Genomic DNA, 15,312 nt, shown 5'->3' with positions numbered 1-15,312 from the left:
AAAATACTCAGAATTTTTGTTCACGGATCGATCAATTCATTCTTGAATGCCACATAGTTAGACTGAGATAATTGGTATACATTATCCATCATCTCTGTAATCAAACGAGTAGCATCCAAAATATTTTCACCTAATTTATGCAACAGTTCTTTTGAGATGTCATTTTTTAAAAGAATCATTTGTGCTGCAAGCTGTATTGAAGAAAGTGGGTTTTTAAGATCATGTGTCAGCGTATAGCTAAATGTATCTAGTGCATTATTTGATCGAACAAGCTCTTTATTTAAGTTGGCTATTTCGACACTTCGCTGAGCAATGGCCTGCTGTATTATCTGTACGATTCTGCCCATAAACGACAGTTCAGATTGTTTCCATTTCGGAGCATTACCTTTTGTGTGTTCGATCCATGCATCAAACGATGTTCTGGGTGAAGGAAATTTTACATTATTCTCTGGATCATATTTAAATATTTTCTCCGGTTTGCCTGCCCATATCTCTTCATATACATGCTCCTTTCTAAACAAATACATATATACTTTACTCCCAGGCTGAACATTTATTCTGATCACACCTGGAAAGATAATCGGATCTATTATGTGAGCTGGTATATCATAAACAAAATTTGAAGTGGCATATAAATTTTCTTCATGATTTATTAAACTTTGGTCGATTTGCGCATGAAGCTCCTCAGTCGGTACATCTCCAAATGATTTAAGTCCCCGATCATGTAAAATGATCAACCCATCAGCTTCGGCAATTTTCATAATTTGTGGTGCAAACTTTTCAAGAACAGCATACATATCTGTCTTGATTAGAAGCTCGGACTTGAGGTCAATCTCCATCGCTACCATGACTTCCTGATTGAACAGATTCATTTTCTGATGTTCCGAAAGATAATAGTTCACGGCATATTGCGTAAGGAAAGCGCCTAAATGTCGTTGCGCAAGGTCAACATGCAGTGGTTGCCGATTTTGACAAGCAACCAATCCCCAAAGCTTTCCATTCATAATAATGGAAAAACTTGCACTAGCGCGCATCCCAGCATTTCGTAGGTACTGCAAATGGATCGGCGATAAAGCTCTGAGACTACATCTTGTAAGATCTAATTCCTTTGGATCTATCCCCTTTACATTAACTGTAGACGCATCAATATCTGCAATATTTCGAGCCAGAAATTTGGTATATAGTGCTCGTTCTTGCTCGGGAATATCAAATTCAGGATATCGATAACCAATGAGAGAAGTCATATCCTCAGAAATGGATTCCGCAATAACCTGACCACTGTGATCTTTAAGGAACTGATAAACCATCACCCGATCAAATCCAATGATTTGTCTTATTAGAACCGTCAAAGATTGCCATGCGCGATCATGCTCTTCTTCCAGGTATTTAGCATAGTAAAATAATCGTGTTTCCTTTAAATGAGTTTCATTACAAGGTTCTATTTCGATATATTTCTTTTCATCATAGCTATATATACTTAAGTAATATTCTATTTTGTCGATCTGGATCCGTTCAACAAAACGTATAAACACCTGCCCGTTGATCTGACGCTCTATTTCTGCAAGATTCCATTCCGTTTCTTGAGACAGTAAACTTAATATATCTTCAATTTGTAAACCCAATACTTGATCTACAGTCCTATTTAAAAGATCTGTTATATTTTCACTAATAGCCACACAACCACTATTATTAAAAACAAAAAGAAATCCTCCAAACTGAATCTTACCACATAAATGTATTTCTTCTTGATGACACTCCAATTGACGCATAAATTGCTAATTTTTAAAATTTATTGCGGTAATCTTAAGAAATTATTTAAGAGGTAAGGCTATATTATAAATTAAGCATTAACTTTTTCAAATATCAGAAACCAGTGACTAATATAATTAAAAAATCACTAATCAATACACAAACGATCGCTTAAAAACTGAAGATTGAATCCCTTATAATTTATATTTTTACATGAACTTTTCAATTTATTAAAAAACACGCAGCTCTCCTATTGTTGCGGATATAGTTAAGATGTGAAAAGACAAGATGAATCATCAATTTCATCTACCTATACAACAAAAAAGCCAACTAAACCATTTCCATTTCTGGCTTTTCATGATATTCTTCATTCCATTTTGCCAATTGACACATGATTGGAATCAATGCTTTTCCTTTTTCGGTTAAAGAATACTCGACTCGAGGGGGCAATTCTTTAAACTCCTCTCTAAAAATAACACCATCCTCTTCTAACTCTTTCAACGAGCTTGTCAATACCTTTCTTGATATATGTTCTATCAAAGCATCCAATTGTCCAAAACGTGCTTTTCGATCTCGCAAAGTATAGATGATGACAGGCTTCCATCTTGTTCCTAAAATTCCCATCGAACGCTGCATGGCGCACGAGCAGCTTTTCAAATCAGTTCTTTTCATATACAAATTCTTGAATAGTTACATATAGGTAACTACTTTATACTATTAATAGTTACAAAAGTATACTAATTGAAATATATTTGCAACAATCAAATTTTAAAATAAAAAGATAATGAGTATACAAACACTATTTAATCCATTTCAGTACAAAAAACTCGTTCTGAACAATCGCTTTGTTATGGCACCGATGACAAGAGCATTTTCTATTGATGGTATTCCTGGTGATAATGTCAAAGGTTATTACGAACGTCGTGCTGCTGCTGAAGTTGGATTGATCCTGACAGAAGGTACTGTCATTGACAGACCTTCTTCAAAAAACCTAAAGGATATTCCAAATTTTTATGGTGACCAAGCATTAGCAGCTTGGAAAAATATTGCTGATGCCGTACACCAAAAAGGTGGAAAAATAGCCCCTCAAATATGGCATGTAGGCTATACACCGATGCAATGGACTCCTCCAGCACCTTTTGAAAGTCCAGACTCGATGAGCTTAGCAGATATTGAACATACGATACAAGCTTATGCGCATGCGGCAAAAGCAGCGAAAGATCTAGGATTCGATGCATTTGAAATTCATGGTGCACATGGCTATTTAATTGACCAGTTTTTCTGGGAAGGTATGAATCATAGAACTGACGAATTTGGAGGTAAAACAATCAAAGAAAGATCCAGATTTGCTGTTGAAGTCATAAAAGCGATGCGCCAAGCAGTAGGCCCTGATTTTGTTATTATCCTACGCCTGTCGCAATGGAAACAACAGGATTATACTGCTAAATTGGCTCCAACACCTACATCTTTAGAAGATTGGATCTTACCACTGGTCGATGCTGGAGTAGATATTTTTCATGGTAGCCAACGCCGTTATTGGGAACCGGAATTTGAAGGCAGTGACCTAAATTTTGCAGGTTGGCTGAAAAAAGTCTCTGGACAACCCACTATTACCGTAGGTTCTGTAGGTCTTGATCAAGATTTTGGGGATGTATTTACCAATTCCGAATCAAAATCAGCTCCAGTTGCCTTAGATGAATTGGTTCGCAGATATGAAAGAGGAGATTTTGATCTTGTTGCCGTAGGTAGAGCAATTTTACAAGATCCAAATTGGGTCAAAAAAGTACATGCAGAGAAGTTCGATGAACTGTCGACATTTGAAGCAAAAAGTTTGGGTAGCTTGTCTTAGATCGGTCAAAGCACTAAAAAGGCACTATTCCAAACTAATTTTATATCATGATTTTATAAAAATTGATTGTTGTGATATCATCAAGTATTTTATCTATAGCATATACAGTCTATAGATAAAATACCGATATTTCCATTCCTAATTGTGTTTTTAAAATAAGTTTTTTATTTCCCTTAACGTATTCATTAACGTAATAAGATGAATATATAAACTTTTGCAAGTCGAGCAATATTCTTATCCTGTTCTATTTATCATGACCTAATTTCATTCCTTTGATATCATATTTGATGTATTCTAACATCTACATGCATAATACCATTACAGCATCATTACAACAAGCCTCCCTCACTCTTAAGATATCAACCTAAATATTCTATACACCGTTTTATTAGCTCTTAATACGCTGAGATAAACAAGTCCAAACAAGTTGATGGTATCTGATTATAAATAATTATTTTATAAATTGTTATAATTTCCTATATTCACCATCTTTCTCTTACAAAAACCAACAATACGAACAACCGACTTATATGTTATGCTCCATACGCAAATGTCAACAGCGACTTTCAGTAATACAAAGCCACATTACGCTATACTCGATGGGTTACGAGGAGTGGCAGCGATTACGGTGGTATGTTTTCACATATTTGAAGCTTTTGCAACGAGTCATTTGGATCAGATCATCAATCATGGTTATTTAGCCGTCGATTTTTTCTTTATGCTATCGGGATTTGTGATTGGTTATGCTTATGATGATCGTTGGGCAACAACATCGACCTTAGATTTTATCAAACGCCGAATAATCGACTCCATCCCATGGTCTTTATAGGTGCGATCATTGGCGCTATTCTATTTTACTTCCAAGGCTGCTCGGTGTGGGATGTTTCTACTGTGAGTATCATGGCTTTGCTCGGTGCGACATTATTAAACGCATTTTTGATCCCTGCAATGCCAGGGCATGAAGTACGCGGTCTAGGTGAAATGTTCCCTTTGAATGGCCCAAGCTGGTCTTTATTTTTTGAATATATCGGAAATATACTCTATGCTTTGATTATCCGAAGATTTTCTACCAAGATTCTTGCAGGTTTAGTCTTTACTGCAGGTTGTGGCTTAGCGACATTTGCAATAGTAGGCCCATACGGAGATCTCTGTGCTGGATTCTCGCTGACCGAAATCGAATTTACTGCTGGATTTTTAAGGATGCTATTTTCTTTTTCTGCAGGTTTATTACTCTCACGTGTTTTCAATCCCGTTCATATAAAAAGAGCTTTTTGGATGTGTAGTCTCCTATTAGTTGCTCTTCTTGCCGTACCACGTATTGGCGGAGCAGAGTATTTATGGATAAACGGGCTATATGATACCTTATGCTGTATCTTGATTTTTCCAATATTAGTTTACCTTGGAGCATCTGGAAAAACCAGCGATAAGTTTACAACTCAGATATGTAAATTTTTAGGCGATATTTCGTATCCTTTATATACGGTTCATTATCCTTTTATCTATCTGTACTATGCCTGGGTAAAAAATCATAAACTTACATTTGAAGAGTCATTACCTGGTGCAGCCGCTGTTCTTATTGGAAGTATTATACTCGCTTATATCTGTTTAAAATTTTACGACATACCAGTAAGAAAGTATTTAATAAAACGACTTTAAAAACTAGTAAATCATCATTAAACAATTCTTAAAAATGCTATATGATTTGATTTTTTTATAAAAAAATCAAATTAATAAACAAAGGTTTTTATCTTTAACTAACAATCAATCAACTACAACCTACCATGAATAAGAAATCATACCATGAAATGAGCAATGAAGAACTAATCAATGCTAAAAAAGTAACAACAATAGCTGCAGTTCTATTGACCGTTATGTTACTTATCCTATTGGGAATGGGAATCTATATTTCCGTAACCAAAAAATTCAGTGCATTGGTAGCTATTCCTTTTGCTTTGTCACCCATCACTATCATTAATTTTAAAAATTTAAAGAAAATCAATCAAGAACTCAAGACAAGAGGAATATCCTAATTTATCAATCATAACTTTCACTTATTTTTATTATAAGCCCCAGCAGATTATATTATCCAAAGTTAGGATCCTGATCTTAAAAATTCAGGATCACTTAGCGTTTTCAAAAATGAAATGATATCTTGTTTTTCTTGATCAGTTAATGGAATCCGATTGCCATTTTCTTTTAAAATAGGATCCAGATTTTCAGCATCTATAACACCTTTATCAAAGTAATCCAACACCTCTAATAAAGTTGCAAACTGTCCGAAGCTGCCATAAGGCGCAGTATATTCAATATTCCTTAAACTAGGAACACGAAAGCTCATATAATCGGAAAGTATCCCCGTCACCCGAGCTCGTCCCGCTTCCTCAGAACTACTGTGTAGCGGAAAGCCCACGTTTCTGAAAGTTTGATCCGTAAAAAGCTCCGTACTATGACAGCTCTGGCATTTCTGTTTAAATATCTGATAACCCTGCGCTTCACTTTTAGTAAATTCCCCCCCCATATTTCGCATTACTTGATCATATCTACTATTAGCACTGATAAGCGTATAGGAGTACTGAGCAATACTACGATAAATGCGATCAGGTGTAATATGCTCGTCACCAAAGGCTTTTTTAAACATATCTTGATATACCACGTCTCCTCCTAATTTCCCAATAACTTCCACAATAGAAGAATTCATCTCTTCATGTGTTATAATAGGCACCAAAGGTTGCTTTTCTAGCTGCAGAACATTCCCATCCCAATTATAAAACTGCATAAAGGCCATATTTTGTATTGGTGGAGTATTTCTCAGACCGATCCGTCCATAGATACCAATAGCTCTAGGATTTTGATCAGCAAAAGCATTGGACTGATTGTGACAGCTCGCACAGGATATACTATTATTTCCACTTAATTTTCTTTCATTAAATAACTTTTCGCCCAGTTCTGCTCCATATTTTGTTGGCCTATTATTTTTCACACTATTATTTAAAATAGGAAACCCAGCAGGAATTTCCAATGAAAGCTCTGGGTTATCAAAAGAAAAGGAAGTTTTATCATCTTCTTTACTACAAGAGAGCAACAATGCGAGCACGACTATAATCCCTACTATTTTTTTCACTTGTATAGCTATTTTTAAATTAAACAATACACGAGCTGCCCAAATCAGCTCATTTGATCAGCTCGTGCTAAAAATTAGTTTTCTACTTTACTTATAGAAAACATTCCAGATATATCACTAGAACCATTACCGCCTAGATTGTCCACAAATTTTAGCATTTGAACAGCAGTATGAACATTTGGTGTAGCATTATTCCCCATACCTGTCCCCGTTGACAGCGTAATATTGGTTTTACCACTCAAGAGTTTATTAAAATCTGCGGTGATGGTTATTTTAGGACCATGTTGACCCACGATAGCATCTGTTGTCAGATCTAAGGTGATATCCCGGTATGCATCCACTCCTTGCGTGTAAGCTCCTTCCTTTCCTTCAATAGTGCTACCGGTGTGTATAGACATGGTCTTATTATCGACTTCATAAAAGCCTTCCAATTTTGTAAATCGATAACCTGTTCCCCACTCCCACATCATTTTAGTATCATTAGCACCAGCAGTGGCATAAAATGTTGGAAATCTTACTTGATCGATGGTATTCAAATCCTGTTTTACACCCAAACCAAATTTGATCTGCTTATAGGTACCTGATGGAATGTTCGTTAAGACATAATCGAGACTAGCTTGCTTCGCTTGATCAATAACTGTTGCTCCCTTATCCAGATCATTAACATGGTAAGGTATCTCCCCACCATCAGCTTTGATAAGACGGATATTGCTAATCACATATTTCAATTCAGATAAATGATGGACTTGTCCTACTGCAGAAGTATTTGTTGTAGCAGTAGTTGAACTCGCACCCCCTAAGATTATCGTTGTATTTTTAAAGGTATTATTAAAATGTAAGGTTACATGATTAGCCACAGGCATGTCATCACTTTTACTACATGAAACCATGGCCAGTGTACAGGCTGATAATAATAGATAGTTTTTTAGATTCTTCATTTCAATTTTTATTTAATTAAACATTATTTATTGTTAGCACTATGGGTTTTCTAAAAACCCACTTTTAAGGATGTAAATATATTACGACCCATTCGGGGAATATTTCCCCAGTCAGCGTATGTACTGTAGTATTCATTCCATAAGTTTTCGGCACCTACCTGTACAACAGCTTTACAATTCTTGATCTTAAATCGATAGTCTGCCGAAACATTCCAAATCTTATAAGAGGAAGTTTTATCTTCTCCATACTCCGGACTGTAATTATTTTGTGTAAAATCACCATTCAAACTGGTTTGCAACCCAATTTTATGATGTGTAAAATGGACTGATGTCTGATAACTTAGGGGACGTTTAAAGGGTAAATTTCCACCTCTGTCATCTTGACCGCGAGCATAAGTCAGCAGACCTTTCCATTGCAGATTTTGCAAGATGTCGTAATGACCACCAATAGAAAAATTGAAAAGTGTAGCATGGTCCAAAGAGGTATAACCTTTGACACCTACCGATTGGTAATTCATTGGGCTACCCATACTTAAAATGCGACCAACGATATAGTTTTGGATATAGAAGTTGTTTGCCTTAACGTCAATCCCGACTTTTTCTTTCTTAAAGCCCAAACTCGCATTCATTTCATATGAAATTTCATTTTTCAAATCCGGATTTCCGATATAATCGTATCGATCGAAACTATTGTAGATATAATAACCATAACCTTCGGAAACAGATGGTGACCTATGTCCATAACCCGTTCCCGCAGAAAAATGAAAACTGTCAAAATTAAGCTGATAATTTGCATGAAGACTTGGCAAGACTCTTGTTTTTTCTTGTGGTGTACCCGGATGGAAAATCCAATTAAATTCCACGTACTTAGCATGATTGTAGTTCAACCCCAATGTTCCACCAACATTTACTTGACTCTTGTCGGAGATTTCCCATGCATTATTCATCGAAAGTCCTCCATATCGAGTCGTTACCCATGGCCAACTGTAGGCAAACATGGTACGGTTGCTTCGATCTTGAGGATACATTCTCATTTCAGCGATCGATACATTCTCGTAAGCATTCAACTGTATTTCGGAAGCGTAATCATCTTTTTTTAGATTAATCTTACTCACAAGTCCGTAAGTCGTACTCCATCCAGGCATATCCATATGCACTAGATTTTCAGGCCGAGTTGTATCATCCATATAGTGCTCTACTGCATTAAAATAGATTTTTGAATCCCACACTTTGACTGGCCCATCCTCAAACATTTGCTTATAAGAAGCAGATGTGATCAATGCTCGGGATAGCCAGAGGTCCATCGGTAATGCTGGGAAACCGACATCCTTGGCCATATCAAAAATAGCATCCACTCTTAATGCAGACAATGGACTTGTTTTATAAGCCATACCTAAAGACGTATTAAATTTATTGTACTGCGAATGCTTGACTTCATCGTTATGTCCATCAGCATAATTACCCGCTTTTCTAAAAGAAATACTTCCATCTGCTACAAATTTGTCATCTGAATAAGACAAATTTCCCATATTGAAAAACTGTTTATTATTCCATTCGAATCCTGTTTGGTAGGTACCACTCCACTTCGGATCCAGACTAAACGGGGTACTTTTTCGCTTCAGATCAATACTTCCCGACACGGTAGATCCGTGCATACTTCCAGCCTGCCCCGATGTAATGTCAATCGCAGAAAGGTTGTTACTCTCCACATAAGAGGTGATCGGATCCATTTTATCGGTACAAGCTCCGAAGATATGCATACCATCAATGGTCAGATTCGTCCGTTCTGAACTCATATTATTCAACAAGGGCTCCCAAGCATAAGCACCACGTTTGATAAAACTTATATTTTCCGAGGATGCCAAAAATTCATCAACCGACACGGACATTTTCATTTCAGTCTCTATTTTCTTTTTGACCATCCTATTTACCTGTACTTCATCGATACGACGCGTACTATCTTGTTTTATCTGCGAATCTTGCGCTTTAGCATATATACCAAATACCAGAAGCACTAAGCCAACACTTAATTTCTTCATCATGGTTAAAATAAAATATCAATATGCAGGTCGCTTTTAGCACCTGCAATGCCAGGTGTAAAATCATCCGGTACAACAGTTCCTTTTATGATCTGTCCATCTTGGTTCTGCATAATAAAATTCAATGTCCAGTTTCCGGTCATGGTATAATTCACTACGCCATGATACAACCCGTCGTTCTGTTGCGTCAGATCTTTATTGTTGGGTGACGAATGATTCCCCATAGAAGGTTCTGGCATTCGCGGATCCAGCTGCAACATATAACCATTAACCTCAGTGTAGGAAAACTGTGTCGGATCTGGAAATACTCCCGATGGATTATCTATAGGTTTTTGATATCTATAGATTCCAGCTAACAGTTCGTTTTCAGAAACTTTTGGCTTCTGAGGAGATATTAAAGCGATGATATATTGTTCATTATCCTTCCCCGTAAAAACCGTCATGTTGAGATTTTTATTTGCTTGTTCCTGAACATTTATGCTTTTCGCGACCTGGAAAGTTTGCCCATTAATGGTCAGGCTGAGGTATAGGTTCCAACTGTCATCTAAACTACTTTTCTCTGTAAATACAGCATATCCAGAAAAATATTTTTCATCAGATCTCTCCATCAATTGATACCGATGAGGACAGGACTGATGCTCCCCCATTGCATTAGTCATAATAGGCAAAAATGTAACTCCAGAAGTATTAGATATTTCGCCAGTCTGACTATTGGTGATTTTTAAACGGATTTCATTATAACCCTTATAGAATGTTCCATTCAAAGCTTCAATACGAATATGATAACCGTTAGTAGTAACAGTTGCAGCCTCTTTAAACTCGACATGGTCCGTTACTACAGTATCGATTTCAGCTTCGTAATCCGTTTTACCCTTTGTACATGACATGACCACAACGCATAGCGCGGCCATAAATAATAGTATTTTCATTATTATTTACTGTTTTGTGAAAAAAAATGGGAAATCCAGCTTAGCTTCTACATATATGTAGTACAACGTCAAATCTATAGATAGGGACTATCTTCACCTCAATCTCAGAGTTGGGAATGACTTTGATTCATCGTAATCATCAGCAGGTAGAAAAGAGGTTATCAAAATATAACAATTACCCAATATAAATCTTCCACTGCTACATACCGACTATGATATGGAGCGTATCCTGCAGAAATAATTTATGCGGATCATTAATTGATGATCTGATAGTACTTTAATAAATGCTATACTTCAATTCATTCCTGTTTCAGCCACTAATCAACATGTTGAAGTCTGTTCTCCAAAATGATCAATAAAATTCATGATGCAGAGCATCATTTTCAATATTGATCTATCGCAGGTACAACGACATGAATAGGATCCGATAAAAATCTGTCTTTAACAATACATCAAGAAATTCATGATATAGGATATCAGTATCTGTCTCGATAATATCGTAATAAAATCAGATCACTAAATTTAAAATAGCTGACGTTAATGACTAAGCTTTGCTGGTAAGCAAAAACGGGATAGGGGGACGAAAAATAGGTGTGGTAAATGTAAATCTGTAATCCGCCAAATAAGGAGAAAAATGTTTAACAGAAAGATTTTCTTCTGGTGGATGCATAGTAAAAAAAACACTTTCCTTATGCATATAAAAAGCATTACGCTCATATATCACCAGATTCTTTTTTGTTTCCTTCTGCTCTTCTGCTCTTATTTTTTTCATAAATACACATTGCCCATTACAATGAATCTGAGGACGATCCTTATTGATACATTGAGCAATATAATCGGGTAAGTGTATCTCATATTCAAGTACCATGACATTGCGATAGAAGGACTGCAATGTCAATGTTATCAGAAGAATATAAGTACAGATACGTTTCAAAACCTTTTAGTTTTTTTTCAATATGGCCAAATATACGGAATGATTTTCTTTAAAAAACAGGAAAATAGCACTTAATTTAAAAAAATAGCTAAACATTTTTATTATGGTGTACATCGAGCCGATGATGGATCTAAAAAGAGGAAGTAATCGATATTGTAGTAATTCTACAAACACAGCTGTAAAACAACCTATGATGACAACTCAAATAGAAAAAAGACTAGCTTTTTATGTTCCTTGCTCTACTTAACAACATCTATCCGATTCAATGTACCATTAAAACCCGACACCTGAACAGGTAACTTGTGAAGTTCAATTTCCTGATGATCAACCGCCTTTATACCATTGATTTTGACATCCTTTTTTTTATTGATCTTCTTCGGTATTTCAATCAGACCATATGCCTTATAAGGCACTTGATCATCTCCTAATAAAGATCGTGGTCCCCCACCTAAACATCCACTATGATATAATATGACACTTTCTTTCTGTGCGGGGTAATAGACATGTTGATGACCAGACAGATATAGATCAACTCCATTTTCCTTTAAAAAAGCTAAGGTTTCATCAGCTTGTTCCAATACTTCACCAGGTTTGTTCTTGGATTCAACGAGAGCATATAAAGGAAGATGCCCGAGTACAATTTTAAATCTTGTTTTTCTAGCCAAGGAAGAGTTCAATTGTTCTTTCATCCAACTTTTTATATCATTTGGTATCTGAGCAGAAGAGGCATCCCATGAGATGATCAATACGTTATTTTTCAAGTAGGAATAATAATATGGAAAATGACTGCTGTCTATAAAAGTCAGATTCACATCACGCTTATGATTGTTCCAAAATAACGCTGAAACTTCACGATCTAAAGCGTAACCAGGAGAAGCATCATGATTGCCCATGGTAAATCCAAAAGGTACAGCAGCTGTCTTTATTGGTTGTAAAACAACCCGATCAAATCCTGCCCACATGGCCTCTAGATCTACTCGCGTCAAAGTTTTTTTCTGACCAGCGACCATATCTCCGCCACATAAAATAAGATCTGGCTTCAGCTCAGCAATTCGGTCTACCACATCCAATACTTCTTGACTATAAGTGGTCGACCCATAGCCGTCATTTAAATCTGATAAGACCAAAATCTTAAGATTTTTATTGATCTTTTCTTGATTCAGATCCCGAGTGGATGATTGTGAAAATACAGGATGAATAGCATACAATGAAAGTAGAAAACAAATAGAGGAGTAAAATTTCATAAAAAGTCTATTGAATATATAGAACCTCAAATGTATCACTATAATTTTAAAATACCATTTTGCATAACAAAAAAATAAGGCTTACTGATTACCATAGACATGATATCATATAAAGCAAAAAAGAGACTTTAAAGTCTCTTTTTCATAGCTTATCAACTTGAAATATTCTGAATGTTATGAATAAGCTAAAAGTTTATGCATTTCCTCGAATAACCCGTAGTAACACGACAATAATTGCGATTACTAACAAAACATGGATAATACCTCCACTGTAAAATCCTCCTAAAAAACTGATCGCCCAGATAATGACTAAAATTACTGCGATGATGTATAATAAATTTCCCATAGTATAATGTAGTTTTATGATGTTTAATATTTAGTAACCTGCTTATATAACAATTGAAATGGGATATTGGTTTTTTGCACTCAATAAAAAATTATTAAAAATGCCTAATTGCCCCTCATCAATAGAAAAATAGACCGCTGATCAATTCTTACAAATCGAAAAAAACAGCGTACAGACACAGCAGCTTTTAATGTTTTTGATCAATCCAGATAACGTAAAATAACTAATCCACCAGAAGCAAGATAAAAGATACCCTATCGAAAGTAATTTACAGCCTGCTTGATTTTAAGAGATAAGCAATGTGAAGCATGCGTCACGCTCAAATCTAGCTATCAATCAGTTACCCCTTACAATAGATATCATGAATAATAAAAATTACGCAATCGATTTCATTTAATAAGCCCATAAATTATCCAAACAAAACGGCTAACTTAATACCATTATGTTAACCAAAATCAATAATAAACCCTTATGAATCCATTCCAGTTATGAAAAAAACACATCTCACAGGCGTACTATTCGCAACACTCGCTACGATTTCCTGCTCAAAAGAAATTGTAAAATCAAGATTAGAAAAACCCTCTGCGACCATCTCACAGAGTGATAAAGATCTACCCAATCTGATATTAACAGGAAGTAATGCTGCACCCTCACAGCATCTCGTCTATAGTTTTCCAAATGATGCGGTATTGAAGATGGGCAAAATAAAGATTACAAATACAGCTAAAACCGAATATTTCTCGGTGCTCAATTATGATGGTGGATATATGGGTTTACAAGACACACCAGATCTGCGTTATGGAACATCCAATATTATGCTTGCTTCGCTGTGGGATAAAAATACCGCAACAAATAATCTCGCTTTCTATTCATATTTAGATAGCAAAACAGTTGCTAGTCGTTTCGGAGGTGAAGGAGATGGTCAAAAAACATTGAATCCATATCATTGGAGCATCAATACGTGGTACAATATGGTCATCCGTTCTTGGAAGGAAAACGGAAAAATATACATTGCCAATTTCGTTCAAGACCTCTCAACGGGAAAATGGTTACACACCTCCACCATCGGTAGAGAAGCTAGCGCAGGATATTTAGGTTCGGGCAGTGGTACATTTTTAGAAAACTGGGTAGGCGACAATCCGAGCTATGATGGCAGATTCCATAGAAAAGCATTGTTGAAAGATAATTGGAACCTCAGTGTGAATAATGTTTGGGAAAAATCGAGCAGTCGTTATTTCTCGGCCAATGATAATGATGCTGCACGAAATGGGCAATTTGATCGAGCATTTAATGTCGGTTACAATAGTGCCGAGGACGCGTATTTTATGGAGCATGGAGGTTCCACGACTCCAGATCCAGCTTTTGGTACTGGTCGTGTCTTAAACTTACCAGAACAGGCAGGACAAGGAACCGCTCCAATATTGACGACGATTGAAAATAGCTATAGTACCGCTCGTTATCATAATAATAAATTAATTGTTTCTTGGGGAATCAACGAGAACAAATCTCCACAACTACGCTATAAACTTGAACTATTAAATGCTTCAGGTTCCGTTTTACAGACACAAGAAAAAATAAAACCAGAGAAAAGAATAGATACCCTTTCCAGTACTTTAGCAAATGGAAATTATACCATTAGGATCACATTGACAGATATCTTTAATCAACAAGCTCCGGCAAAATTAGTTCCTATAACAGTTTTCAATACTAATGATACGTATAAGATTAAAAATGTCAGTAGCGGTAAGTATCTCACAGTTCGGGATAATAGTACAGCCAATTCTGCTCAAATTGTACAATACAGTGCTCATACAAGCGATTTTCAAAAATGGAAAATTGTCAGTGGCAGTTCCGGATATACATTAGTTAATGTTGGAAGTTCCAAATCCGTCGATATCCCGGCCAGTACAGATGATCTCAACACCGGATTGATTCAGTACAGTAGCTCAACAAATCAAAATCAACAATGGACCTTTAACTTTTTAGATATCAGCAATACAGTCTTTATAAGAAGTATACTGAGCAAAGGATTGATCATAGACAACCCTGGAAGCAGTACAAGCGACAATACGCAAGTCGTATTATACAGTATCAATAATAATCTTGGCAGCAACAATCAAAGGTGGGTCTTAGAGAAACAATAAATAAACATTTCCAGCAGCT

At 36.1% G+C, this 15,312-nt stretch carries 14 protein-coding genes; 5 read left to right on the top strand and 9 right to left on the bottom strand.

Translation table 11 applies throughout. From position 1 onward, the window contains the following. Positions 1 to 20: 20 nt before the first annotated feature. Positions 21 to 1,769 (bottom strand): GAF domain-containing protein, encoded by a 1,749-nt coding sequence (locus MUB18_RS11180; protein WP_248753119.1) that lies wholly within the window; start codon positions 1,767 to 1,769, stop codon positions 21 to 23. A gap of 310 nt (positions 1,770 to 2,079) precedes the next feature. After that, entirely contained in the window at positions 2,080 to 2,421 is a 342-nt protein-coding gene (locus tag MUB18_RS11175) for a winged helix-turn-helix transcriptional regulator (RefSeq protein ID WP_248753118.1), read from the bottom strand. Between the two features lie 112 nt (positions 2,422 to 2,533). Between MUB18_RS11175 and MUB18_RS11170 the strand changes: the two genes are divergently transcribed. The 4 genes from MUB18_RS11170 (at position 2,534) to MUB18_RS11160 (ending at position 5,628) form a co-directional block, all read left to right on the top strand. After that, positions 2,534 to 3,598 carry an NADH:flavin oxidoreductase gene (locus tag MUB18_RS11170; protein ID WP_248753117.1) on the top strand — a complete coding sequence of 355 codons (1,065 nt, stop codon included), beginning with the start codon at positions 2,534 to 2,536 and terminating at the stop codon, positions 3,596 to 3,598. A 535-nt stretch (positions 3,599 to 4,133) separates the two neighbouring features. After that, the gene (locus MUB18_RS21850; RefSeq protein WP_262917493.1) at positions 4,134 to 4,427 is read left to right on the top strand and encodes an acyltransferase family protein; all 294 of its coding nucleotides are present in this window, start codon (positions 4,134 to 4,136) and stop codon (positions 4,425 to 4,427) included. Further along, a complete protein-coding gene (locus MUB18_RS11165) occupies positions 4,415 to 5,254 on the top strand; it encodes an acyltransferase family protein (protein ID WP_262917492.1) in 840 nt (279 codons plus the stop codon). Before MUB18_RS21850 ends, MUB18_RS11165 begins: the two co-directional genes overlap by 13 nt. Before the next feature lie 125 nt (positions 5,255 to 5,379). Continuing rightward, positions 5,380 to 5,628: a redox-active disulfide protein 2 gene (locus MUB18_RS11160; protein WP_248753116.1), complete on the top strand. Its 249-nt coding sequence runs from the start codon at positions 5,380 to 5,382 to the stop codon at positions 5,626 to 5,628. A gap of 62 nt (positions 5,629 to 5,690) precedes the next feature. Here MUB18_RS11160 and MUB18_RS11155 read toward each other — a convergent pair whose 3' ends face one another. The 7 genes from MUB18_RS11155 to MUB18_RS11125 all read right to left on the bottom strand — a co-directional run bounded on the left by MUB18_RS11155 (position 5,691) and on the right by MUB18_RS11125 (position 13,149). After that, entirely contained in the window at positions 5,691 to 6,719 is a 1,029-nt protein-coding gene (locus tag MUB18_RS11155) for a cytochrome-c peroxidase (protein ID WP_248753115.1), read from the bottom strand. A gap of 74 nt (positions 6,720 to 6,793) precedes the next feature. Next, the gene (locus MUB18_RS11150; RefSeq protein WP_248753114.1) at positions 6,794 to 7,657 is read right to left on the bottom strand and encodes an MbnP family protein; all 864 of its coding nucleotides are present in this window, start codon (positions 7,655 to 7,657) and stop codon (positions 6,794 to 6,796) included. Positions 7,658 to 7,707: 50 nt separating this feature from the next. Continuing rightward, a complete protein-coding gene (locus MUB18_RS11145; protein ID WP_248753113.1) occupies positions 7,708 to 9,699 on the bottom strand; it encodes a TonB-dependent receptor plug domain-containing protein in 1,992 nt (663 codons plus the stop codon). Positions 9,700 to 9,701: 2 nt separating this feature from the next. After that, a complete protein-coding gene (locus tag MUB18_RS11140; RefSeq protein WP_248753112.1) occupies positions 9,702 to 10,625 on the bottom strand; it encodes a hypothetical protein in 924 nt (307 codons plus the stop codon). A gap of 544 nt (positions 10,626 to 11,169) precedes the next feature. Beyond that, a complete protein-coding gene (locus MUB18_RS11135; RefSeq protein ID WP_146171053.1) occupies positions 11,170 to 11,397 on the bottom strand; it encodes a hypothetical protein in 228 nt (75 codons plus the stop codon). A gap of 401 nt (positions 11,398 to 11,798) precedes the next feature. After that, on the bottom strand, positions 11,799 to 12,803 hold the full coding sequence (locus MUB18_RS11130; protein ID WP_248753111.1) for a metallophosphoesterase family protein: 1,005 nt from the start codon (positions 12,801 to 12,803) through the stop codon (positions 11,799 to 11,801). A gap of 193 nt (positions 12,804 to 12,996) precedes the next feature. Continuing rightward, complete coding sequence (locus MUB18_RS11125; RefSeq protein ID WP_248753110.1) at positions 12,997 to 13,149, bottom strand: lmo0937 family membrane protein; 153 nt, start codon at positions 13,147 to 13,149, stop codon at positions 12,997 to 12,999. A gap of 488 nt (positions 13,150 to 13,637) precedes the next feature. Here MUB18_RS11125 and MUB18_RS11120 point away from each other — a divergent pair, with 488 nt between their 5' ends. After that, positions 13,638 to 15,293, top strand: coding sequence for a DUF3472 domain-containing protein (locus MUB18_RS11120; RefSeq protein WP_248753109.1), 1,656 nt, complete (start codon positions 13,638 to 13,640; stop codon positions 15,291 to 15,293). Positions 15,294 to 15,312 lie beyond the last annotated feature (19 nt).

This window comes from Sphingobacterium sp. PCS056 (assembly GCF_023273895.1).
Lineage (GTDB): Bacteria > Bacteroidota > Bacteroidia > Sphingobacteriales > Sphingobacteriaceae > Sphingobacterium.
This window is presented reverse-complemented; position numbering and strand designations above follow the sequence as displayed.